The sequence below is a fragment of the Streptosporangium sp. CA-115845 genome, from assembly GCF_050943795.1.
Taxonomy (GTDB): Bacteria; Actinomycetota; Actinomycetes; order Streptosporangiales; family Streptosporangiaceae; genus Streptosporangium.
Genome location: NZ_CP191988.1, coordinates 5690079 through 5712058, shown reverse-complemented (window position 1 = coordinate 5712058; position 21980 = coordinate 5690079). Strand labels below are relative to the sequence as shown.

Sequence of the window (21980 nt, the reverse complement as noted above, 5' to 3'; positions counted from 1 at the left end):
CCGTGTTCCATAACAGAAGCTGTTCCTATAGCAGGAACATCGTCCCGATTAGCGAAAAGGATTGCCGAGTTCTCCCCGTCAGGTCAAGGGATGAGGCCGGATCGTTTCCTTATATGAGACAGGGGTCCGATAAATGTGCGTCGCCGGCTCCACCTCCACCAGCCCGCCGTACGGCAGGGCGAAGGCGGTGGGCTCGATGCCGCGCACCGTCACCACGCCCATCCCGGGGACCGGCCCCGACCGGGGTGCGGCCCGGGGCCGCGCGGCCCCGGGGTACTCGTCTATCTCGATGGCGGTCCGCTCGGCCAGCCGTACCGAACTCAGCCGGTGCTCGGCGGTGTCGGGCAGGCCGAAGGCATGGTTGAGCACCTGGATGCGGGCCCGCCGGTCGCTGGCCCGGACCGCGCCGAGCCGCGACTCCACCACCCGCCGGCTCTCTTCGAGGTCCGGGGTCGCCAGTACCGCGATGAACACCCCGTCCACCGGATCCCGTTGCCGGGGCAGCGCGAACCCGGGTACCTCGCCGAGGATCTGGGTGAGGTACACCCCCTCCCCGCCGATACCGGCGAGCTGGGCCGCGCGCAACGGCAGCGTGCCCAGCCGCAGCGGCGGGACGAGCACCGTGAAGCCCGCGCGTTCGGCGTCGAGCACCGCCTGGTCCACGTCGCGCACGGCCAGTTCGAGCGCGGCCCAGCCGTACGTCGTGAACGGTGCCGGCGGGCTGCCCTCAGTCCGGACGAGCCGCACGTCGCCGCCCTGGCCGCCGGGTGGGCCCACGGTGATCCTGTCTCGTTCTCCATCCGGCCGCACGGTCCAGCCGAACGCGGCGAGGTAACGTCTGGCCGCCGACGGGGGATCGGGCACCCCGACGGTCACCCGGACGATCGGGCCCGCGCTCACAGGAGATGCACCGCCTGGAACCGCAGGTAGGAGGCCAGGGCCTCCACGCCGAGCTCCACGCCGAGCCCGCTGCCGCGCCGCCCGGCGAACGGGGCCGCGGTGTTGAAGCCGAAGCCGTTGACGCCCACCGACCCGCTGTCCACCCGGGAGGCCAGGGCCACGCCGCGTTCCTCGTCCGCGGTCCAGACCGATCCGGCCAGGCCGAAGTCGGAGTCGCCCGCGAGCGTGAGAGCCTCCTCCTCGGTGTCGTAGGGGATGACCGCCAGCACCGGGCCGAAGATCTCCTCCTGGCATATCCGCATGTCGTTGGTCGCGTCGGCGAACACCGTGGGCTCGAAATACCAGCCCGGCCGGTCCGGCGCGCCGCCTCCCGTGGTCAGCCTGGCGCCCTCGTCGAGTCCCGAGCGCACATAGGAGGCGACCCGGTCTCGATGTTCGGCGGTGATCAACGGGCCGATCCGGGTCGCCGGGTCGAACGGGTCGCCGACCGCCAGCCCGGCCGCGAACGCCGTGACGGCCTCCACCACCTCGGTATATCTCCGCCGAGGGGCCAGGATCCGGCTGTGGATGAAGCAGTTCTGGCCGCTGAACAGGAAGCCGAGCACGCCGAGCGAGCCGACGAAGGCCGACAGGTCGGCGTCCTCCAGCAGGATGGCCGCCGATTTGCCGCCCAGCTCCAGCGTCACCGGTTTGAGGGCGCGTCCCGCCAGTTCGGCGATGCGCCGCCCGGCCGCCGTCGACCCGGTGAAGCCGATCTTGTCGATTCCCGGGTGGGTGACCAGCCACTCACCGGTCCTGGCGTCGCCGGGCACGATGTTGAGCACGCCGTCCGGAATCCCCGAGGCAGCGACCGCCTCGGCCAGGAGGTAGGACTCCAGCGGTGCCTGCGGCGGCGGCTTGAACACCGCCGTTCCACCCGCGGCGAGGGCCGGGGCGAGTTTGTACATCGGCAGGGTCAGCGATCCGTTGTAGGGGGTGATCGCGGCGGTCACCCCGATCGGCTCGCGGCGCACGATGGAGTGCCGGATCGGTGAGGTGGCCTCGGGAGCGGCCCGCCGCTCCTCGGTCACCAGGGTGCGGATCACCTCGGCGTAGTAGCGCAGCAGCTCGCTGCCCCGCAGCGTGGAAGCCCGTCTCCCGCCCACGGGCCGTCCGGTCTCCCAGGCGAGCAGTGTGGTCAGCTCGTCGATCCGCTCGTCGAGCAGCCCCGCCAGCCGGTCAAGGGCCGCCGCCCGTTCCCCGGCGGGCCAGGTGCGCCACCCGTCCGGGTCCCGGAAGGCGGCGCGGGCCGCGGCCACCGCCGCGTCCACGTCCTCGCGCCCGGCGCACGGGACGCGGCCCACCGGTTCCTCGGTGGAGGGAGAGATCACCTCGACCGTTTCATCCGAGGTCGGCGCGACCTGCCTGCCGCCGATGAACAGGTGGTCGTGCCGGTAGAGGGTGCTCATCGTGCCTCCGTGAGGTAGGCGGCGGGCATGCCCGGCTCCATCGACGTCCACACGCTCTTGGGTCTGGTGTACAGGTTGACCGCCTCCGTTCCGTTCTCGTGGCCGAACCCCGACCGGCCGACGCCGCCGAACGGCACCAGGTCGGACAGGATCCGGTAGGTGTTGATCCAGACCGTGCCGACGCGCAGTTCGGCCGCCATCCGGTGGGCACGGCCGATGTCGCGCGTCCACACCCCGGCGGCCAGCCCGAACTGCGTGCGGTGGGCCAGTTCGACCGCCTGGCGTTCGCCGTGGAAGGGCGCCACCGACACCACGGGCCCGAAGATCTCATCGGTCAGCAGCGGTGCGTCCGGTGCGACGTCGGCGAACACGGTCGGCGGGACGTAGAAGCCGTTCTTGAGCCGGGGGTCGTCCGGCGTCGCCGCCTGCGCGACCAGGCGCGCCCCGCCCGCACGGCCCTCATCGATGTAGCCCAGCGTCTTCTCCGCCTGCGGCAGAGTCACCTGCGGCCCCACCTGGGTGCCGGGCTCACGCGGGTCGCCTACCCGCAGGACGCCCGTCCGCGCCGCCAGTCGGTCGACGAAATCAGCATATGCCGGTTCCTCGACGTAGACCCTTGACCCCGCCACGCACATCTGGCCGCACGCTCCGAAGATCCCGCCGAGTACCCCTTCGAGAGCCGCGTCCAGGTCGGCGTCGGCGAACACGAGCTGGGGCGACTTGCCGCCGAGCTCCAGCGCCGAGGGCGCGAAATGCCCAGCGGCGGCCTGTGCCACCGCGCGGCCCGCCGGATGGGATCCGGTGAACACCACCAGGTCGGTCCGCTCGTCGCCCACCAGGGCCCGCCCGACGTCGGCCCCGCCAGGCAGGATCTGCCCGACGCCCTCGGGCAGCACCTCGGCCAGGATGCCGGCCAGCACCAGCGCGGTCAGCGGCGTCTCCTCCGCCGGCTTGACGATGCTGACGTTGCCGAACGCCAGCGCCGGGGCCAGCTTCTTGGCCGCGAAGAAATAGGGAACGTTCCAGGGAATGATCCCCACCGCGATGCCGTACGGTTCCCGCACGGTATAGGTGTGGAACGGGCCGGGCACCGGGATGACCGTGCCGGTCACCTTGTCGGCATAGCCGCCGTAATACTCGAAGCAGGCCGCGGCCCGCTCTGCCTCGCGTCGCGTGTCGCTCAGGAGCTTGCCGGTGTTGCGGGTCTCCAACTGGGCGACCTCCTCGATCCGCGCGCGCATCCGGCGGCCGACCTCGACCAGCAGCCGTCCCCGCTCACTCGCCGGCATGCCGCGCCAGCCGGGCAGCGCCCGGGCCGCCGCGCTCAGCGCGACCTCGGCGTCGCCGGGTGCGACGTCACCGATGACCTGTCCGTCGATCGGGCTGTAGATCTTGCTCATCGAGCGGTCAATCCCTTCCGTACGCGCTCCGGCAGCGGAGCGGTGAGCATGCTCGCGGCCATCACGTGGGCGCGGGAGCGGTCCTCGTCGGCGGCGATCCCGGCCAGTTCGGCCAGCCTTTGCCGGCGCTCGGCGGGGTCGCGCTGGGCGAGCCTGATCGCGCCCTCATGGGTGAGGGGCTGCACGAATTCCATCGCGGCGGCCCGCCGTGCCGCGCCGTACGTGGCGGCGGCCTCATCCGCGTCCGCTCCCGAGCGGATCACCGGGACCAGCCGGTCGGCCGCCTCGAACGCGTCGTGCACGCCGGAGTTCAGGCCCATGCCGCCCGTGGTGCTGTTGAGGTGCGCGGCGTCGCCGACCAGCAGCAGCCGCCCGAGGTGGAAGGTCTCGGCGACCCGCTGGTGACTGCGGTAGGTCTGGTGCTGGATCAGCTCGACGTCCCCGGCCGCGCCGGTCAGCAGGTCGAGGCCGGTGCGGACCGCCGGATGCGGGTCGGCGGTGCTGCCGCCCTGCTCTCCGGGCGCGGAGACCGCCAGCCGCCAGACGTCGGGGGTCCTGATCAGTGAGAGCCGTCCCGACGGGCCGCTCCAGTAGCTCACCGGAGCCAGGTCTCCGACCACCCGCTCGAACGGGAACGGGCTGGCCGCCACGATGCTCCGCGTGTCGAGCGTGACGCCGGGGAAACCGATGCCGGCGTGCTTGCGCAGGGCGCTGTGGCTGCCGTCGGCCGCGATCAGAAAGGCCGCGCGCAGTTCGACCCGCCCATCCGGGGTGTCGGCCGTCACTGTCACGCCGTCGTCGTCCTGCCGCATCTCGCGCACCGTGTGGCGGAACCTGAGGTCCACCTCGCCGGCCCGCGCCGCCCGGTCGCCGAGCAGGCGCAGCATCTTGTACTGCTCGAACTGCGTGCGGAAGGGGTAGGGCGTGTGTCCTTCGAGCAGGCCGAAGTCGAACTCGACGACCTCGTCGAACTCCAGGTCGCGATGCTGCACCCGGTCGACCCGCGTCGAGCCGGACAGGATCTCCGGCGTGAGGCCGATCTCGTCGAGCAGTTCGAGCGTCGGCGGATGCAGGGTGGAGCCGCGCCATTCCGCGCGCACCGACCCGTCGCCCGACTCCAGGAGCACGACGGGCACGTCATGCGTGGCCAGCGCCACGGCGGTGGTCAGCCCGACGGGACCACCGCCGACGACGATCACCGGAGCATCTTGACTGATCATGCTGAGGGGCCTCTCCTGGAGGTTCCGGCAAGCTGGGGGAGGACGGCGTCGGCGGTGAGCCTGCGCATCGCCGGGCTCGGCGACTCGCGCAGTTCCCCGCTCGCGCCGGCGGAGGACGCGAGCCGCCACGCACCGCAGAGATTGGACGACAGGACCGGAACGCTCAGCTTCCCGGCCGCCGCGTCCATCGCCGCGAGGCTCGGCGCACCCGTTCCGGCGACGAGGACCGCGTCGGCCTGGCCCGGCCGTACGGCGTCGATGACGCGGCGGACGTCCTCGCCGGTCAGGTCGTAGATCGCACCACTGCCCGGAATGGGCAGGACGTCGTTCACCTGGTGGCCGGCCTCCCGCAGGAATCCGGCGCACTGCTCGGTGAGCCAGGCGGGATACGGCGAGACCAGGACGAGCGACCGCGCGCCGAGCGCGGTCAGGGCGGCCAGCACACAGGACGCGGCGGTGAACACCGGAAAGCCGTGGCGTGCGGACAGGTCGGAGCAGAGCCGGGCGTCACCGTCCGGTCCCAGCGGATAGGAGGACCCGGTGCAGGCCAGCAGCGCCGCGCGCAGCGGCAGGCCGCCGAAGGAGGCCAGCGTCCCGGTGTGGTCGTCGTTGTAGCGCGACAGGCGCGTCCGCAGGTCCACCCCGTCGTGCACCGGCAACCTGGCCGTGTGGGTGATGAGCGATCGGGGGAGCAGTCCGGTGATCTCGGGTTCGGCCGAGGGGTTGCCGGGAGGGACCACGACGCCGACTCGTGCAGGTGCCTCCGCGAGTCTGTCAGCTGTTCCACTCACTCGAACGATTCCTTTCGGGGTCGGAATGGATACTGCCAGCTGTAGCGAGCGTTGGGTAGGGGATAACCAGACATTAGGCCACCTTATTCGCGGCTGCGCCATCGAGGGTCGGTTGTGGACTGTCTGTAAGCGGTGTTAGTTTCCAGCAGAGTGGATAGCAGATTGTTCCTCTGAGAGGAACAGTGATGAAGCAGATAATCGGAGGACAGATGGCGCTGCCCAGCGAGACCGAGATCCCGCCCGTGCCTGTGCCGCAGGCTAAGGTGAGTGACTTCCTCGATTGGCGTGAGCACGAGGTGCCCCGGGCAGCGACGCTGCTGGGGCTGCGCCGCTATTGGATGAGCACGCTCTATCCCCGGCTGGCGGAGCGTTACGCCGAGGCCGCCGGCGACCCCGAGCCGCGGTCCCTCGAGGCCGCCCGAGAGGTCATCGACACGCTGCCGGGCCGCGATCGCTTCCTCTGGATGGACCGTTACATCCACCTGCGCATCTGGGAGGAGGTCGGGCGGATGGCCGACGAGCGGCTCGCCGAGCGGCCGGACCTCCTCGACGAGCGCGAAGACGACCTCGGCTCGCTGACCGTGCCGGAGGGCTTCCAGGCGCCCGCGTATTACACGGGATACGACTTCCACCGCCAGGACGGCGGCATCTGGCGCGACGACCGGGGCGCGCTCGTCTACGCCCTCGGCGCCCGTCTCGTGCACGCGGGCCGGCGTGCGCCCTCGGCCCTGCACGACGCGCTGACCGCCGCGATCCCCGAGGATCTCGCGCCGCGCCGGGTGATCGATGTGGGCTGCGGGTTCGGCAAGACCACCTTCTCCCTGGCCCGCCGCTATCCCGACGCCCAGGTCTCCGGCGTGGACCTGTCGCTGCCCGTGCTGCGGCTCGGCCGCAAGATGGCGACCGAGGAGGGACTGGCCGTCGACTGGGTTCAGGCGGACGCCGAGGCGCTGCCCGGACCCGAGGGAAGCGCGGACCTCGTGGTGGTCTCGATGGTGCTGCACGAGATGCCGCTCTCGTCCATCGAAGGGGCCATGCGTGAGGCCAGGCGGGTGCTGCGGCCAGGCGGGGTGTTCGTCGCCCTGGAGACCAGGTTGATCGGCGATCCGTTCCGCGACGTGCTCGGCGCCTACCACAGCGAGATCACCGGCGAGCCGTACATCAATGCCTTCCGGGCGCGTGAGTTCGGTTCCTTCGCCCGCGCGGCGGGCTTCGACGACGTGACCGTGCGTGGTTTCGCCCCGCCCGGCGCGCCGGAAAAGGTGGACCGGCACATTTGGTCCACTCCGTGGGCGCTGCTAACCGCCCGTAAGTAGGCGCGAACCAATGAACGAACGAGACGACGAGAAAGGCGCAGCGGTGAATTTGCCGACCGACGGATTTCTGACCCCGGACATGGAAGCGTCACTGGAAATCAACTGCAATCTCATTTTCGAGCTGGTGCAGGTGCGGTCCCGGCTGGCCGTGCTCACCGAGGGAACCGATGAAAGCGTGTGGGCCGAAGCCGAGGCCACCGTCGCCCGTGTTCTGGGCCCCCTGCTGGACTGAGTCCGGTAGGCCCCGTCCCGATGCCGCCCGCCGGATTCACCGGCGGGCGGCATCGGGATGCGGGCACCCCGGTGGTCAGGTGCCGGGGCACGAGAGACGCGGCGGCCGTGCTCCCGCCTGGTCACGGCGGGCGGGAGCACGAGTTCCAGCGGGTCAGGCGCCGGTGCGGGAGATGTAGCGGCCCTGCGGATCGCCCTCGACCTTGCCGCCGCGCAGCACGTGGTGGCCCCGGACGAACGTGTCGGTGACCCGCGCGCCGAGCTCGAAGCCCTCGAAGGGGGTGTATTCCTGCGTGGACTCCGACTCGGCCGCCCGCACCGTCCAGTTCACGTCCGGATCCACCAGGCAGAGGTCCGCGTCGTAGCCCTCGGCGAGCGCACCCTTGCCGGTCAGGCCGTATCTCCTGGCGGGGTTCCACGACAGCAGCCGTGCCATCTCGGAATAGGGCAGGCCGCGCCGGCGGCCCTCGGTGATCAGGCCGGGCAGCAGGTATTCCGCGCCGCCGAAGCCGGACTTGGCCACGAACACATCGTCGCGAGGTTCGCCGAACTTGGCCTCCTCCCGGCAGCACGCGTGGTCGCTGACCACCCAGTCGACCTTCCCGTCCAGGACGTACTCCCACAGCGCCTCGACGTCCTCACGGGGCCGGAGGGGTGGGTTGACCTTGCCGCCGAGCCCTGAGGCGGTGTCCACGTCGGCGAGCAGGTGGCCGATGGTGACCTCCCTGCGGAAGTCGATGTGGGGGAAGGCCACGCTCATCCGCAGCGCCGCATCCAACGCCTTGCGCGAGGTCAGGTGCAGCAGGTTGACGGTGGGCAGACCGGTCTCGTGGGCCAGGTAGGAGGCGATCGAGACGGCCAGCCCCTCGGAGTGCGGGGGCCTGGACTCGTGATAGGCGCGCAGGTCGCGTACCCCTCCGCGCTCCTCGACCATCTTGGTGTAGGCCGTCATGATCTCGGCGGTCTCGCAGTGCAGCGACAGCGAGATCTGGTCGGCGATGTCGGGGAAGCGCTCACGCGCGGCCTGCACGCCGCGCATGACGAACTCGAAGTGGGCGTAGTCGTAGCGCTCGTCCTCGGGCGTCATCAGGAAGGAACGCTGGTCGGCGGAGCGGCCGTGCAGGCCGTGGCCACCGTAGAACATGAAGATCTTGAAAGAGGTGACGCCGAATCTCTCGACCAGGTCGGGGATCTCCTCGATGTGGCGGCGCGACATCGGGGCCAGGTGGTAGGCGTAGTCGACGTGGGCGTTGCCCTCGGAGATCGACAGGACCTCGGGGAAGAAGTCCGCGTAGTCGCCGCCCTTGTTGAGGTAGTACTGGCCGGTACGCATGTAGGACAGTGCAGTGGTCACCCCGCCTTGGGCGCAGGCGCGGCTCTCGCTGCGGGTGTCCTCGGCCAGCGGGTTGTAGATGCCCCAGTGCTGGTGGGCGTCCACGACACCGGGGAAGGCCAGCTTGCCGCCGCCGTCCACCACGGTGGTCGCCTCGGTCACGGGGATGCCGGGCGCGAGCCGTACGATCCGCCCGTCCGACACCCCGATGTCGAGGGTCTCCAGCTCGGGCCGGTCGTGCCGTACGACCCGGACGTTCTTCACCACGAGGTCCAGGGATTCCATCGTCGCCTCCACGCGATCCATCAGGAGACCTGTCGCAGCAGGTCGTTCAGGTTGCTCATTTCCGCCATACGGCGTATCCCGCTCTCGATGCGGTCCATCGCCTCGGAGGACAGGGCCCGGCCCGCGTTGTCGCGGAACTTCAGCCCGAGCTCCTCCTCCGACAGCGGGCGCTGCGGGCCGCCCCGGTTGGCGAGCACCTCCTCGGTCCACTTCTGGCCGTCGACCGTGCGCACGCACAGAACCGCGGGGAACTGCTCGGGGAAGATCTGGTCGCAGCGCTCGTCGGCGACCACCTCGACCTTGGCCATGAGGGCCCGCCGCCGCGGGTCGCGGGCCAGCTCGTCTGTGAAGTCGTCGAGGCCCACGCCCAACCCGCCGCCGCCGAGCAGTCCCGCCGTCACGGCGTACGGCCCGCTGAACTGGGCCTGGTAGCCGGTCTCCGGCAGTCGTTTGTGCTCGATCGGCTGGCCGATGGTGCGGATGACCGGAGAGGGGACACCGAGAGTGATCGACTCGATCTCACCGGGGTCGAGCCCCCGCGCCCGCAGTGCCAGGGCCGCGTCGATGGCGGTGTGGGTGAAGTGGTTGGCCGGGTACGGCTTGAAGAAGATGCCGGGTACGGCCCATACGGTGCCCAGGCCGCGGGTGATCTCCTCGGCGTCGAACTCGCCGCGCAGGAAGGCGGTGAAGAAGCCGAACCTGCCTTCGAGGACGGTCGGCGGCCCGGTGATGCCCCGCTGGACGAGCTGGGCCGCCGTCACCCCGGAGTGCGCGGCCCAGCCGCAGTGCGTGCGCTTGACCGTGCCGCCGGTGCGGTTGGCCTCGATGATCCCCGAGGACATGGAGGCCGCCACGCCGATCGCGTTTCGGATGCCCTCCTCGCCCAGGCCGAGGAGCATGGCCGCCGACACGGCCGAGCCGATCGTGCCGCAGATCGATGTGGCGTGCTGGCCGTACTCGAAGAAGGTGGAGTTTCCGGTCTTCCTGTCGTAGCCGGCCATGCCGAGCCGCACGCACACCTCCAGGCCGACCGCGATCGCCGCGATCGTCTCCCGGCCCGAGGCGCCGGCGAGCTGGCCCACGGCCAGCGCGGCGGGTACCACCGAGGCGCTGGGGTGCAGGACCGACGGCAGATGGGTGTCGTCGTAGTCGAGCGAGTGGGCGAGCACCCCGTTGGCCAGCGCCGCGAGCGCGGCGGGCACGGGCTCGGGCTCACCGATCACGTGGCTGTCGCCCCGCCCGCCCTGGTCGGTGACATATCCGAGCACCGCCTGGCTGGAGGGCAGGCTCCTGGCCGCCAGGCACAGGCCGAGGATGTCGAGGACCCGGCTGCGGACGCTGTCGGTCACATCGGGGGGCAGTTCGTCGTAGCGGCAGGCCGCCGCGAAAGCGGCGATCCGCTCCGCGAGGGTCTTCTCACTCACCGGTTTCTCCAGAGATTGTTCCGATATTTGTAACCTTGTACCACTATGCGGACCAGGGGGCAAGGTGGTCACTAGATCACACCCTGGTCGCGGAGCTCGCTCAGTTCCCCGGCCGACATGCCGAGGCGTTCGCCGTACACCTCGTCGTTGTGCGTGCCGAGCGCCGGCCCGGTCCACCGGATCGAGCCTGGCGTCTGTGACAGGCGGAACAGGACGTTCTGCATCCTGATCGGCCCGAAGTCGGGGTCCTCGACCGTGGTGATCGAGTCCAGCGCCTGGTACTGCGGGTCGGCGAAGACGTCGCGGATGTCATAGATCGGGGCGACCGCCGCCTCGGCCTTCTCGAAGGCCGAGACCACCTCGGCGACATCCCGGGCGGCGATCCAGCCGCCCACGTGGGCGTCCAGTTCGTCGCCGTGCTCGGCGCGGCTCTTGCCACCCTTGAACCACGGCTCGTCGATGACCTCGGGATGGCCGACGAGGCGCATCACCCGCTCGGCGATGTTCTGGGAGGAGGTCGAGACCGCCACCCATTTGCCGTCGCGGGTCTTGTAGGTGTTGCGCGGGGCGTTGTTGATCGAGCGGTTGCCGGTGCGCGACGGCACCTCGCCGAGCTGGTCGAACGCGAGGGGCTGCGGGCCGAGGATGGTCAGCAGCGGCTCGATGATCGCGAGGTCCACCACCTGGCCCTGGCCGGAGCCGTGGTCGCGGTGGTAGAGCGCCATGGTGATGGCGTTGGCGCAGACCAGGGCCGATATACCGTCCGCCAGGCCGAAGGGCGGCAGGGTCGGCGGGCCGCCGGGCTCGCCGGTGATCGCCGCGAAGCCGCTCATCGACTCGGCCAGCGTGCCGAAGCCGGGCCGCCGGGAGTAGGGCCCTTCCTGTCCGAACCCGGTGACCCGGGCGATGACCAGGCCGGGGTTGATCGCGTGCAGCTCGGCGGGGGACAGGCCCCAGCGCTCCAGCGTGCCGGGCCGGAAGTTCTCGATCAGCACATCGGCCCGCTCCACCAGCCGGCGCAGCAGCGCGGCCCCCTCGGGCCGGCCGAAGTCGCAGGTCACCGCCCGCTTGTTGCGGGAGAGCATCTTCCACCAGAGCCCCACGCCATCCTTGGCCGGGCCGTGCGATCGTGAGGGGTCGCCCTTGGCCGGGTGCTCGACCTTGATGACGTCCGCACCGTAGTCGCCGAGGATCGTGGCGGCGAGTGGTCCGGCGAAAAGGGTGGCGATGTCAAGGACGACGACGCCGTCCAAAGGGCCAGTGGCCATGAGGGGCCTCCTAATGTTCCTTTTTTTGGAATATTGTTCCGAAATATACTGAGATGCTGACGGCGTGCGCGACGCGCGGCCCGATGCGAAGATCTGTTGAGCCCCTGTGGAAACGGAGTCAGCCCATGTCCGAAGACGACCCGGCTCAGCCCACGAGCCAGACGGCATCGACGGTCGAGCGGGCGGCCGACGTGCTCGTGCTGTTCGCCGAGTCGGCCACGCCTACCCTGGGCGTCACCGAGATCGCCGACCGGCTGTCCCTCTCCAAGGCCGCCGTGCACCGGATCCTCGCCTCGCTGCGCAGCCGTCAGCTGATCGAGCTGGACGAGGAGACGCGCAGATATTCGCTCGGCGTGATGTCGATGCGACTTGGCCTCGCCTACCTCGACCGTATCGACATCCGGGGCGTCGCCGCTCCGGAGCTCGCGGCGCTGTCGGCTGAGACCGGGGAGACCGCGACACTCTCGGTGCGCAGCGGCAAGGGCCGGATCTACGTGGAGCAGGTCACCCCCGCGCGCGAGGTCCGCATGTCGGTGACGCTCGGTGTGCCGTATCCCCTGCACATCGGGGCCTCCTCCAAGGTGTTCCTCGCCTTCCTGCCGGACACCGAGCGCGACGGCTATCTCTCGCGTCACGCTTCCGGCGAGCGGGCCACGTTGCGGGAGCAGCTGGAGCACATCCGCCAGGTGGGTTACGCGGTCTCCTACGGTGAGCGTCAGCCCGGCGCGGGCTCGGTGGCGGCCCCGGTCTTCGACCATGCGGGGCGCCCGCTCGCCGTCATCAGCGTCTGCGGACCTCTTGAGCGGTTCAGGAACGAGGCCGACGGCTGTGCCGCCGCGCTGGTCAAGGCCACCGCTCGGGTCTCCGGCCGGCTGGGGTACCTGTCCTGATCCGCGGCTCACGGTCTAGGCCAAGGCGGATGTCTCGACGACGGCCAGCGGGCGTACGGGCGCACCGGTGCCGCCGACGATCTTCAGTGGCGCGAGCACGAAGAGGAATTCCGCCACTCCGGCGGCGGCGGGATCCTCCAGGCGCAGGTGCTCGATGATGTGGATGCCGTGCTCCACCAGCAGAACGCGGTGAGCGGGCAGCAGCCGGTGGCCCTGGCCGGGCGGAATGTGCTCATAGGCGGTGGTGTCCGCGCCGGTGGCCACCACGCCGCGCTCGGCCAGCCATGTCGCCCCCTCCTCGGTGACACCGGGCACGCCGCTGTTGTGACCGATATACGCTTCGGCGTCGTGCCAGTTACGCGCCCAGCCCGTGCGCACCAGCACCACGTCTCCGCGCTCCGGTGTCACACCGGCCCACGCGGCGGCTGCGGCAAGGTCCTCGGGGCCGATCGGATGCCCGCCGGGAAGCATGTCCAAACCGTGCGCGCCCGCCACGTCGAGCAGTAGGCCCCGGCAGAACATGGCCGGGATCGTCTCGGCGCCGTGCACGGTGAACCGCCCGCCGCGCTGGGCACTCTCCGCCTCGACGCCGCCGTGGAGCAGGCCGTTGTGCGACACATGCGACAGGGCGTCGACATGGGTGCCCACATGGCCGCCCATCATGAACATCTCGTTGGACGCCGAGCCGCCGTCCGGGCGGACCATGTCCCCGTGCCGCCGCATTAGCGCCATCTTGAACCCGGGATGGTTCGGCGAGGTGGGCATGCCAGGCTCCAGCGGCTGGGACAGATCGAAGATCCGCACTCCTCGCCGCATGATGTCCAGCAGCCCGCCGGGCATTGTCGATCCTTCGTGCGCCATCAGTCCCTCGTGTTCAAGACTCAGCTCGGCCATGACCGGTTTCTCCTTATTTGGGGGGTCCGCCCTTGCAGTCTGGCACGGATGGGCTCAAATATGAAACAGTGTTCCTGTCATAGGAACGATTGGGTTGGTTATGGAAGAGGAAACACGGACGAGGGCTTGCCCGGACGCTCCGGAGAAGCCCGGCCGCACCCACCCCTGAGCCGACTTCCACGGCGACCGACACCGTGCCCCCAGTCCGACTCCGGCCCCCCTGAGCAACCGCCGCCCACCCCTGGTCGTATCCGGCCGCACCGTGGCAACGATCCGGTGGCGGCCCAGGCGCGGCTCAAAAGGACGAGCCCGGATCTCGAATTCGAGATCCGGGCTCGTCCTCTTCCGGCAAGCCGCTCTCCGGCGGCGTCGAGAGTTGGGGGAGCCTGCACACCCCCGTGGACGCGCCGGCCCCGACCGCCCAGCCGGGCCCATGCTCTGCGGACCGGCTGGGCGGTCGAAGAACTAGCGTCCCTGAAGTGCCTTGACGTTGTCGCCGAAGGTCCAGCCCTTTGATCCATCCCAGTTGATGGACCAGGTCATCAGCCCCTTGAGGCTGCCGCCGAAGCTGTTCCAGCTCTGGCTCACCAGGGAGGGCGTCATGTGGCCGCCTCCGGCTCCGGGCTGGGCGGGCAGACCGGGAACCTGCTTGTCATAGGGAACCTTGATCGTGGTGCCCTGGATGACCAGGCCGTTGTTCAGGCAGGTGGTCTGGGCGGTGAATCCCTGAACCGTGCCCGCGGAGTACGAGTCACCGGAGCAACCGTACATGCTTCCGTTGTAGTACTGCATGTTCAGCCACCAGAGGCGGCCGTTGTCGGCGTACTTCTTGATGATCGGCAGGTACGAGCCCCAGATCGAGCCGTAGACGACGCTGCCACCGGTGACGTACGCCGTCTCGGGGGCCATGGTCAGGCCGAAGTTGGCGGGCATCTGGGCGAGCACGCCGTCGATGATGCGGATGAGGTTGGCCTGGGACGTGGACAGCTGGTTGATGTTGCCGCTGCCGGTGAGGCCGGTCTCGATGTCGATGTCGATGCCGTCGAAGTTGTACTGCTTGAGGATGGGCACGACGGTCGCGACGAAGCGGTCGGCGACGGCGCTGGAACTGAGGTCGATGCCTGCGGTCGCCCCGCCGATGGACATCAGGATCGTCAGGCCGGCGGCCTTGGCCTGGCACATCTCGGCCGGGGTGGCGACCTTGACGGTGGAGTCCATGCCGTCTTCCCACAGGACGGTGCCGTCGGAACGGATGACGGGGAACGCCGCGTTGATCACGTTATAGCCGTGCTGGCGAATGCGGGGGTCGGTGATCGGCGTCCAGCCGAAGGGCGGGTGCACGCCGTTGACCGCGCCGTCCCAGTTCTCCCAGTAACCATGCAGGACCTTCCCGGAGGGCTTCGACTTCACCGGGCACGTCGTGTCACCCGTCGGTGTGGGAGAGGCCGTGGGCGTGGGGCTGACCGTCGGCGTGGGGCTGGCCGTGGGCGAGGCCGTGGGAGTGGGAGTGGGCGGGGTTCCGGGGCCGTCGAAGCTGACATCGTCGGCGTAGTACGTGCCCTGGCCGTACCAGCCGTGCAGGTAGACCACGGCGGTGGTCTGGTTGGCCGCGGTGGTGAAGGGGACCGTGAGCTGACTGTACGCCGAGGGCGAGGAGGTCCAGGTGGAGCCGCCGCCGTTCACGCCGAGGTACACGTAGCCACCGCGAACCCAGGCGGTCAGCGTGTAGGCGGTGTTCGGCAGGACGGACACGGACTGACTGCACCGGGCGGTATCGGAGGAGCCGGCGGCGCCGGCGAGCGCCTTCGTGCCGGAGCGGACGGGGGAGGCGACCACGGATCCCAGGCCGCCGGTGCAGGACCAGGGTGACAGAGCGCCGGTTTCGAAGCCCGGGTTCGCGAGCAGGTTGGCCGCGCGGGCCGAGGTCTGGGTGACCAGGACACCCAGGGCCGCGAGCAGTAATGAGACGACTAGCACGAGCGGGCGCGGTATTCGCGTCATGTGGACAACCCTTCTTCCAGCCCGGAGACCGGGCTTCGACGGGCGCGGCGCAGGGACTGGGAGGCCGCGATGATGGGGGGTGCGCGGTCTCCCATTATTGTAAAGAAACTTATCGATTGTCTACGGTGGCCCAGGTGCGGGCGCCTCGGCGGCGGTCAAGGTTGTCACACGCATACACACACACTTTGCGCCTGAGTTGACTTTTTTATGGCCAAGGACAATTTTTCAGTGAGTGGGGCGCATAAGGTCCTGGAGATGAAACGTGTCGCTGTGTGCGTGGCCGTACAAAGGTGGACGCCTCCGACCCCGGCAACGTGTGGGTCATCGCCTACGATCCCGAAGGCGGCGAGGACGGGCTGCTCCACTTCGACGGGCGGCGATGGTCCCATACGCCTGGGAGCCAGCAGGAAGTGCTGGCTCTGCCCGGCGGTCGTGCATGGACGTTCGGCCGCAAGACGCGCCATTTCGACGGGAGTCGCTGGACCGACCACTACCGGGCCTGAGGACGGATACCTGGGCGAAGTGTGCTGATATGTTCGCTGCGAGGCGACATGAAGATCACATCATCGCCCCTACCCGGAAGGTCGTCCCGAGCCGTGCGGCGAGTCGTGTCCCGGTTTCCGCGGCTGCCGTTGCTGGCCGGTCTCGTCAGCACGGCCGGTGCCGCCGCCGCGGTGCTGGCCGGGCCATGGCCGGTGGCGGCGGGGATCGCCGGATTCGTCGGCGGGACCGGGCTGGCCGTGGCGGGGGTGCGCGGGATGCTGGCCGCGCAGCAGGCCGAGCTGGACCGGCTGGGCGAACTGGTCGACCGGCGAGCTGAGCAGGTGACGTCGCTCAGCCACGAGCTGCGTACCCCGCTCAGCATGATCAAGGGGGCCGTGGATCTGCTGGTAGAACGGACGCCGGGGCCGCTGACCACGGCGCAGGAACGGTTTCTCACCGTAGTGGACCGGCAGTGCGCGCATGTGATCGCGCTGTGCGAGAGCCTGCTCATCCAGGCGAAGATCGAGGCCGGCCTGTTCACGCCACGCCTGGAGCGGGTTGATATGTCCGTGATCGCGCGCGACGTGGTCACCGCGATGCGCGCGCTGTGCGCGGAGCGGCGGCAGCGGATCACGCTGGACACCCCACAGGTCACCCCGGACATCGCCGCCGACCCGCTGCTGCTCACCCAGGCGCTGACCAACCTGCTGTCCAACGCGAGCCGGTTCACCAGCGTCGGGGGCAGCATCGACGTGCGCGTCGCGGTCATCGACACCGAGACCTACATCGGGATCGCGGTGTACGTCACCGACGACGGCGCCGGGATGACGCGGGAGCAACGCCGGCGGCTGTTCCACCGGTTTGCCACAGGGCGCCCGCTGGCCGACGGCACCGGGCTCGGCCTGGCCATTACCAAGACCATCATCGAGTTGCATGGCGGGTCCATCATGGTGGACACCACGTCCATGCACGGGACCACCTTTCTGTTGACCCTGCCCGGTTGAGGGGATGCGATGGCCACCGCTCTCGTCGTCGACGACGAACCGCAGATGACGGCGATCGTCGAGTTCGCGCTGCAGACGCAGGGCTTCACGGTGCACACGGCACACGACGGTGCGACCGCGATGCACTTGCTGCGCACCTACGACGTGGACCTGGTGGTGCTCGACGTGCTCATGCCGGCGCTCGACGGGCTCGCGCTCTGCGAGCGGATCCGGGCCAGGTCGGACGTGCCGATCATGCTGCTCACCGCGCTGGCGCAACATGAGGACATCATCGCCGGGCTGGAACGCGGCGCGGACGACTACGTGACCAAGCCGTTCCATCCGCGGGAGGTCGCGCTGCGCGCGCAGGCGTTGGTGCGCCGCCGCCACGGCGGCGGCGAGGGAGCGGTGCTGCGGGTCGGGGAACTGGTCGTCGACTCGGCGCTGCACACCGTTACGGTGGCCGGTCGGCGGCTGGAGCTGCCGTACACCGAGTTCAAGCTGCTCGCCCATCTCGCGGCGCGGCGCGGCAGCCCGCAGTCGTGGCAGGACTTGCTGCGCGCGGTGTGGGGCACCGCGGATCTGGTGGGCGGCCGCGACGTGGTGAAGACCACGGTGTACCGGCTGCGGTCGCGGCTGGCCACCCTGGACGACGATGCCGCCCGGTACGTCCATACGGTGCGCGGCGTGGGCTACATGATGCCGTACCGGCCCTCCGGCGCCGACGGACCTTAGCCTGTCGCAGGTGACGGCGCTGTTACCAATGCTCACGGCGCTGTTACGGAGGTGCGTGCGCGGCGGTTTACCGTCGGTACACAGCAACCAAGCGGCCCGCCCCGGCGCCGGTCCATCCCAGGAGGCACCCATGACTCCACAATTCAACGGCCGCGCCCTGCGGTCGGTGCCGGCGCTCGCCGGCGTGATAGCGCTGGCCGTCACCGGCTGCGCCCGTACCTCGGCCGGCCCAGCCGACACGGCCGCCGCGGACACCGGCAAGGTGACGGTGGCCTGCGGCGCCACGGAGGAGTGGTGTGCGGCGATGACCGCGGGCTTCACCTCCGCGACGGGCGTCGAGGCGGAGTTCGTCCGCTTGTCCAGCGGCGAGGCGCTGACCCGGATTCAGGCCGGCCGGGCCAACGCGGAGTTCGACGTGTGGCACGGCGGCCCGGCCGACGGGTACGCCGCCGCGGCCGACCAGGGCCTGCTGGAGAACTACACGTCGCCGAACGCCACCGCCATTCCCGACCGGTACAAGGACAAGGCGGGCTCCTGGACCGGCGTCTACGTGGGCGTACTCGGCTTCTGCAACAACACCGAGGTGCTGGGGGAGAAGCAGGTGACGGCGCCAGACTCGTGGCAGGGTCTGCTGAACCCGGCGCTCAAGAAGAACGTCGGCATAGCCCATCCCTCCACCTCCGGCACCGCCTACACGGCGCTGTGGACCCAGGTTCTGCTCAACGGCGGCGCCGAGGACGGGGCACTGGCGTACATGAAGAAGTTGCACCCCAACGTGCTGCAGTACAGCAAGTCCGGTGCCGCGCCCGCACAGCAGGTGGCGCGCGGCGAAATCGGGGTCGGCATCGTTTTCTCCCACGACTGCGTCGCGACCCGGGAGCAGGGCTTCCCCAACCTGACGGTCACCTTCCCGGCAGAGGGCAGCGGCTACGAGGTGGGCGGCGTCGCACTGGTCAAGGGGGCGCACAACCCGGTCAGCGCGAAGAAGTACATCGACTGGGCGCTCACCGCCGCGGCCCAGGAGATCGGGCCGACCGTCAAGTCCTACCAGGCGCCGACGAACCCCGACGCGAAGAAGTCGGACAAGACCGTGGACCTGACGAAGGTGAAGCTCGTCGAGTACGACAGCGTCGCCGCGGGCACCGTCAAATCCGCCCTGACCCGGCGGTTCGATACCGAAGTGGCGCAAGCCCCCAAGGAATGACCGGCCCCGGCCGGGGGCGGCACGGGGCCTGCCTCCGGCCGGTTTCACCACCAGCGGGAGACGCACCATGACCACCCTGACCCACTCCTCCGATCCGCCGCCGCTCGCCGGTGCCGCCGGCCCGCCCGGCGCGGTTCGCCGGCCCCCCAGTCGGCCCCGCCGCCGGCGCCGCGAACTGAGCGTGCTGCTGGCGATCGCAGCCTGCGTCGTGCTCGTCACCGTCGGCACCGTCCTCCCCATCGGCGCGGTGCTGGCGTCGGCGTTCTCGGAGGACGCGCTGCCGCGCTACGCGGAGTTCTTCACCTCGACGGTGGATCTGCGCATCCTGTGGAACACCCTCGTCCTCGGCCTGCTGGTCGGGCTGGCCGGCACCGCGATCGGCTTCCTGTTCGCCTTCGTGCAGACCCGGCTGGACGTGCCGGGCAAGCGGGTGCTGCACCTCATCGCGCTCGTGCCGGTGATCAGCCCGCCGTTCGCGGTGGCCACCGCCACTATCGTGCTGTTCGGACGACGGGGACTGATCACCCACGAACTACTCGGCCTGGAATACGACATCTACGGGCTGGACGGCCTGGTGTTCGTGCTGGCGCTGTCCCTGTTCCCGGTGGCCTACCTGGGCCTGCTCGGCATGATGCGTGGCCTGGATCCGGCCACGGAGGAGGCCGCCATGACACTGGGCGCGTCCCGCTGGCGGATCTTCCGCACTGTGATGCTGCCGCTGCTGGCGCCCGGTCTCGCCGCCCCGTTCCTGCTGTTGTTCGTCGAGGCCATCGCCGACTTGGCCAACCCGCTCGTCATCGGCGGCGACTACACGGTGCTGGCCAGCCGCGCCTACCTGGCCATCACCGGCGAGTACGACCTCACCAGCGCCTCGGTCTACAGCCTGATCCTGCTGGTGCCCTCCATCGGGGTCTTCCTGGCGCAGCGGTACTGGCTGAGCCGCAAGGTCCGCACCACCATCACCGGCAAGCCCTCGGGCAGCGTGCACCTGATCACCGGCTGGGTCCGCTGGCCCGTCTACGGACTGGCCGTGCTCGTGGCGCTGGTCATCGTGGCCCTGTACGGCACCGTCATCGCCGGTGGCGTCACCCAGGTGTTCGGCGTGGACTACACGCTCACCTTCGCCCACCTGCACGAGGTGCTGCTCGGCGTCGGCCGGGAGGCGATCGCGGACACGGCCACGCTGGCCATCGTCGCCACCCCCATCGCCAGCGTGTTCGGCCTGGTCATCGCCTGGCTCGCGGTCCGGCACCTGCCGAGGTTCGGAGGCTGGCTCGACTTCGCCGGCACGCTCGGCGTGGCCGTGCCGGGCACCGTGCTCGGCATCGGCTACCTGCTCGCCTACCGTCCCGACCGGTACGTAGGCGACTTCCTGGTGCTACCCGGCCTGGTCGGCGGCAGCGCGGTCGCCGGCGGGGCGATCGCCATCGTGCTGGCGTACATCGTCCGCTCGGTCCCGGCCGGGCTGCGCACCGGCGCGGCGGCGCTGTCCCAGCTGCATCCGAGCCTGGAGGAGGCGTCCACCGACCTCGGCGCCGGGCCGCTGCGCACGTTCCGCAAGGTCACCCTGCCGCTGATCCGCCCTGCCCTGCTCACCGGCCTCAGCTACAGCTTCGCCCGGTGCATGACCTCGATCTCCACGATCATCCTTCTGGTCACCCCGGGTACCCGCATCATCACCTCGCAGATCCTCAGCGCCGCGAGCACCGGCCGGTACGGCGTGGCGTTCGCCTACTGCACGGTGCTGACCGCCATCGTGCTCGCGGGCTTCGGGGTCATCCGGCTGCTGGTCGGACGCAACGCCACACTTCACCGGGTCGCCGGCTCCCCCGAAAGGCAGAAGCGATGACGGCCACACACGTCACCACCGATTCCGAGAACGTCGGCCGCCTCCATCTGGACAGGCTGACCAAGAAGTTCGAGACCCGCGGCTCGGCGCCCGTCGTCGCCGTCGACGCGGTCACGCTCGACGTGGCGCCCGGCGAGTTCATCACCCTGCTCGGTCCCTCCGGCTGCGGCAAGACCACCACACTGCGCATCGTGGCCGGGCTGGAGGAGGCCACCGGCGGGCATGTCCGGCTCGACGGCGACGTGATCGACACGATGCCGCCGCAACGCCGCCCGATGGCCATGGTGTTCCAGAGCTACGCTCTGTTCCCGCATCTCACCGTGAGTGAGAACATCGCCTACGGCCTGCGTATCCAGCGCCGCGGCAAGGACGAGACCGAGGCCGCCATCAAGATCGCCCTCACCAGCATGAACCTCCTCGGCCTGGAGAACCGCAGCCCGCACGAGCTGTCCGGCGGCCAGCAGCAGCGCGTCGCGCTGGCCCGCGCGCTCGTCGTCCAGCCCAAGGTGCTGCTCTTCGACGAGCCGCTGTCCAACCTCGACGCCAAGCTGCGCGGCGCCATGCGCGCCGAGATCCGCCGCATCCAGCGCCGGCTCGGCATCACCAGCCTGTACGTCACGCACGACCAGGACGAGGCGATGACCATGTCCGACCGGGTGGTGGTGATGAACAAGGGCCGGATCGAGCAGGCGGCCGCCCCGGCCGACATCTACTTCCGCCCGGCGACCGTGTTCGTCGCGGACTTCATCGGCCGGGCCAACTTCATCGAGGTCGTCCCGGAGCGGATGGAGGCGGACGGCGCGGTGATCAACGCCCTGGGCCGGGAGATGACCGTTCCGGCCCACCCGGAGGTGCGCGCCAACGGCGCCGCCGCGTACCTCATGCTGCGGCCGGAGACCCTCTCGCTGGCCGTCGCGCCCGCGGGCGGCGTCGGCTCGGTGCTGCGCTCTACATTCCACGGTCACAGCGTCGACTACGAGGTGGAGACGAACGCCGGCACACTCGCGGTGACGGTGCCCGGCCCGGAGCCGCGGCGCCTGCTCGCCGAGGGTGCCAACGTCACCGTCACCGTCGACCCGGCGCGAGCGTACGTCCTCAACAAGGACTGACCGAGCCGTGCCGCGCAAGGGGCCGGAGACGGCACGCCTCCGGCCCGGTCGGGTACGAGCGCCACCCGCCGACCAGCGAGGCGATGATCCGCTGGGCCGCGACCAACACACCGCTACGGCGCGTTACCCGAGGCCGTCCCGCCCACTCGAAAGGGTTCACCGACCCTCGTGGTCACTGCTCAAACACGTTGTCAGACCGTGCTTCTTGACGATTCA

19 protein-coding genes are annotated in these 21980 nt (G+C 70.1%); 9 read left to right on the top strand and 10 right to left on the bottom strand.

Translation table 11 applies throughout. From position 1 onward, the window contains the following. Positions 1-78 precede the first annotated feature (78 nt). The 5 genes from ACQP0P_RS27990 to ACQP0P_RS27970 are packed head-to-tail and all read right to left on the bottom strand — an operon-like array spanning position 79 to position 5759. Positions 79-900, bottom strand: coding sequence for a VOC family protein (locus ACQP0P_RS27990; protein WP_433359673.1), 822 nt, complete (start codon positions 898-900; stop codon positions 79-81). After that, positions 897-2348 (bottom strand): aldehyde dehydrogenase, encoded by a 1452-nt coding sequence (locus ACQP0P_RS27985; RefSeq protein ID WP_433359670.1) that lies wholly within the window; start codon positions 2346-2348, stop codon positions 897-899. The genes ACQP0P_RS27990 and ACQP0P_RS27985 overlap by 4 nt, the downstream gene beginning before the upstream one ends. Beyond that, positions 2345-3748, bottom strand: a complete 1404-nt coding sequence (locus ACQP0P_RS27980; protein ID WP_433359667.1) for an aldehyde dehydrogenase family protein — start codon at positions 3746-3748, stop codon at positions 2345-2347. The genes ACQP0P_RS27985 and ACQP0P_RS27980 overlap by 4 nt, the downstream gene beginning before the upstream one ends. Continuing rightward, positions 3745-4968, bottom strand: coding sequence for an FAD-dependent oxidoreductase (locus ACQP0P_RS27975; protein ID WP_433359664.1), 1224 nt, complete (start codon positions 4966-4968; stop codon positions 3745-3747). The genes ACQP0P_RS27980 and ACQP0P_RS27975 overlap by 4 nt, the downstream gene beginning before the upstream one ends. Next, on the bottom strand, positions 4965-5759 hold the full coding sequence (locus ACQP0P_RS27970; protein ID WP_433359661.1) for a maleate cis-trans isomerase family protein: 795 nt from the start codon (positions 5757-5759) through the stop codon (positions 4965-4967). Before ACQP0P_RS27970 ends, ACQP0P_RS27975 begins: the two co-directional genes overlap by 4 nt. 185 nt (positions 5760-5944) lie before the next feature. Between ACQP0P_RS27970 and ACQP0P_RS27965 the strand changes: the two genes are divergently transcribed. Together ACQP0P_RS27965 and ACQP0P_RS27960 are read left to right on the top strand one after the other, a co-directional pair. Further along, complete coding sequence (locus tag ACQP0P_RS27965) at positions 5945-7075, top strand: class I SAM-dependent methyltransferase (RefSeq protein WP_433359658.1); 1131 nt, start codon at positions 5945-5947, stop codon at positions 7073-7075. Between the two features lie 10 nt (positions 7076-7085). Then, a complete protein-coding gene (locus ACQP0P_RS27960) occupies positions 7086-7307 on the top strand; it encodes a hypothetical protein (RefSeq protein WP_433359655.1) in 222 nt (73 codons plus the stop codon). A gap of 153 nt (positions 7308-7460) precedes the next feature. Here ACQP0P_RS27960 and ACQP0P_RS27955 read toward each other — a convergent pair whose 3' ends face one another. From ACQP0P_RS27955 to ACQP0P_RS27945, 3 genes are all read right to left on the bottom strand, one after another. Then, positions 7461-8924, bottom strand: a complete 1464-nt coding sequence (locus tag ACQP0P_RS27955) for a dihydroorotase (protein ID WP_433359652.1) — start codon at positions 8922-8924, stop codon at positions 7461-7463. Between the two features lie 20 nt (positions 8925-8944). Continuing rightward, complete coding sequence (locus ACQP0P_RS27950; protein ID WP_433359649.1) at positions 8945-10348, bottom strand: MmgE/PrpD family protein; 1404 nt, start codon at positions 10346-10348, stop codon at positions 8945-8947. Positions 10349-10419: 71 nt separating this feature from the next. After that, complete coding sequence (locus ACQP0P_RS27945; RefSeq protein ID WP_433359646.1) at positions 10420-11616, bottom strand: CaiB/BaiF CoA transferase family protein; 1197 nt, start codon at positions 11614-11616, stop codon at positions 10420-10422. A gap of 125 nt (positions 11617-11741) precedes the next feature. Between ACQP0P_RS27945 and ACQP0P_RS27940 the strand changes: the two genes are divergently transcribed. Then, positions 11742-12506, top strand: coding sequence for an IclR family transcriptional regulator (locus ACQP0P_RS27940; RefSeq protein WP_433359643.1), 765 nt, complete (start codon positions 11742-11744; stop codon positions 12504-12506). Between the two features lie 15 nt (positions 12507-12521). Here ACQP0P_RS27940 and ACQP0P_RS27935 read toward each other — a convergent pair whose 3' ends face one another. Together ACQP0P_RS27935 and ACQP0P_RS27930 are read right to left on the bottom strand one after the other, a co-directional pair. Next, positions 12522-13400: a cyclase family protein gene (locus ACQP0P_RS27935; protein ID WP_433359640.1), complete on the bottom strand. Its 879-nt coding sequence runs from the start codon at positions 13398-13400 to the stop codon at positions 12522-12524. Between the two features lie 465 nt (positions 13401-13865). Then, positions 13866-15401, bottom strand: coding sequence for a glycosyl hydrolase family 18 protein (locus tag ACQP0P_RS27930; RefSeq protein ID WP_433359637.1), 1536 nt, complete (start codon positions 15399-15401; stop codon positions 13866-13868). 272 nt (positions 15402-15673) lie between these two features. On the opposite strand from ACQP0P_RS27930, the gene ACQP0P_RS27925 reads away from it, so the two are divergent. From ACQP0P_RS27925 to ACQP0P_RS27900, 6 genes are all read left to right on the top strand, one after another. Next, positions 15674-15904: a hypothetical protein gene (locus tag ACQP0P_RS27925; RefSeq protein WP_433359634.1), complete on the top strand. Its 231-nt coding sequence runs from the start codon at positions 15674-15676 to the stop codon at positions 15902-15904. 93 nt (positions 15905-15997) lie between these two features. Then, positions 15998-16888 (top strand): sensor histidine kinase, encoded by an 891-nt coding sequence (locus ACQP0P_RS27920; protein ID WP_433359631.1) that lies wholly within the window; start codon positions 15998-16000, stop codon positions 16886-16888. Between the two features lie 9 nt (positions 16889-16897). Continuing rightward, entirely contained in the window at positions 16898-17602 is a 705-nt protein-coding gene (locus tag ACQP0P_RS27915; protein WP_433359628.1) for a response regulator transcription factor, read from the top strand. A gap of 130 nt (positions 17603-17732) precedes the next feature. Then, on the top strand, positions 17733-18806 hold the full coding sequence (locus tag ACQP0P_RS27910; protein ID WP_433359625.1) for an ABC transporter substrate-binding protein: 1074 nt from the start codon (positions 17733-17735) through the stop codon (positions 18804-18806). A gap of 67 nt (positions 18807-18873) precedes the next feature. Then, entirely contained in the window at positions 18874-20655 is a 1782-nt protein-coding gene (locus tag ACQP0P_RS27905) for an ABC transporter permease (protein WP_433359622.1), read from the top strand. After that, positions 20652-21764 (top strand): ABC transporter ATP-binding protein, encoded by a 1113-nt coding sequence (locus tag ACQP0P_RS27900; protein ID WP_433359619.1) that lies wholly within the window; start codon positions 20652-20654, stop codon positions 21762-21764. Before ACQP0P_RS27905 ends, ACQP0P_RS27900 begins: the two co-directional genes overlap by 4 nt. The last annotated feature ends 216 nt before the right edge of the window (positions 21765-21980 follow it).

Bases quoted from the DNA above. Each gene is read 5' to 3' on its own strand.
- ACQP0P_RS27930 (WP_433359637.1), bottom strand. From the start codon at position 15,401: ATGACGCGAATACCGCGCCCGCTCGTGCTAGTCGTCTCATTACTGCTC.
- ACQP0P_RS27980 (WP_433359667.1), bottom strand. From the start codon at position 3,748: ATGAGCAAGATCTACAGCCCGATCGACGGACAGGTCATCGGTGACGTC.
- ACQP0P_RS27965 (WP_433359658.1), top strand. From the start codon at position 5,945: ATGAAGCAGATAATCGGAGGACAGATGGCGCTGCCCAGCGAGACCGAG.
- ACQP0P_RS27975 (WP_433359664.1), bottom strand. From the start codon at position 4,968: ATGATCAGTCAAGATGCTCCGGTGATCGTCGTCGGCGGTGGTCCCGTC.
- ACQP0P_RS27985 (WP_433359670.1), bottom strand. From the start codon at position 2,348: ATGAGCACCCTCTACCGGCACGACCACCTGTTCATCGGCGGCAGGCAG.
- ACQP0P_RS27945 (WP_433359646.1), bottom strand. From the start codon at position 11,616: ATGGCCACTGGCCCTTTGGACGGCGTCGTCGTCCTTGACATCGCCACC.
- ACQP0P_RS27955 (WP_433359652.1), bottom strand. From the start codon at position 8,924: ATGGAATCCCTGGACCTCGTGGTGAAGAACGTCCGGGTCGTACGGCAC.
- ACQP0P_RS27900 (WP_433359619.1), top strand. From the start codon at position 20,652: ATGACGGCCACACACGTCACCACCGATTCCGAGAACGTCGGCCGCCTC.
- ACQP0P_RS27935 (WP_433359640.1), bottom strand. From the start codon at position 13,400: ATGGCCGAGCTGAGTCTTGAACACGAGGGACTGATGGCGCACGAAGGA.
- ACQP0P_RS27940 (WP_433359643.1), top strand. From the start codon at position 11,742: ATGTCCGAAGACGACCCGGCTCAGCCCACGAGCCAGACGGCATCGACG.
- ACQP0P_RS27905 (WP_433359622.1), top strand. From the start codon at position 18,874: ATGACCACCCTGACCCACTCCTCCGATCCGCCGCCGCTCGCCGGTGCC.
- ACQP0P_RS27960 (WP_433359655.1), top strand. From the start codon at position 7,086: ATGAACGAACGAGACGACGAGAAAGGCGCAGCGGTGAATTTGCCGACC.
- ACQP0P_RS27910 (WP_433359625.1), top strand. From the start codon at position 17,733: ATGACTCCACAATTCAACGGCCGCGCCCTGCGGTCGGTGCCGGCGCTC.
- ACQP0P_RS27915 (WP_433359628.1), top strand. From the start codon at position 16,898: ATGGCCACCGCTCTCGTCGTCGACGACGAACCGCAGATGACGGCGATC.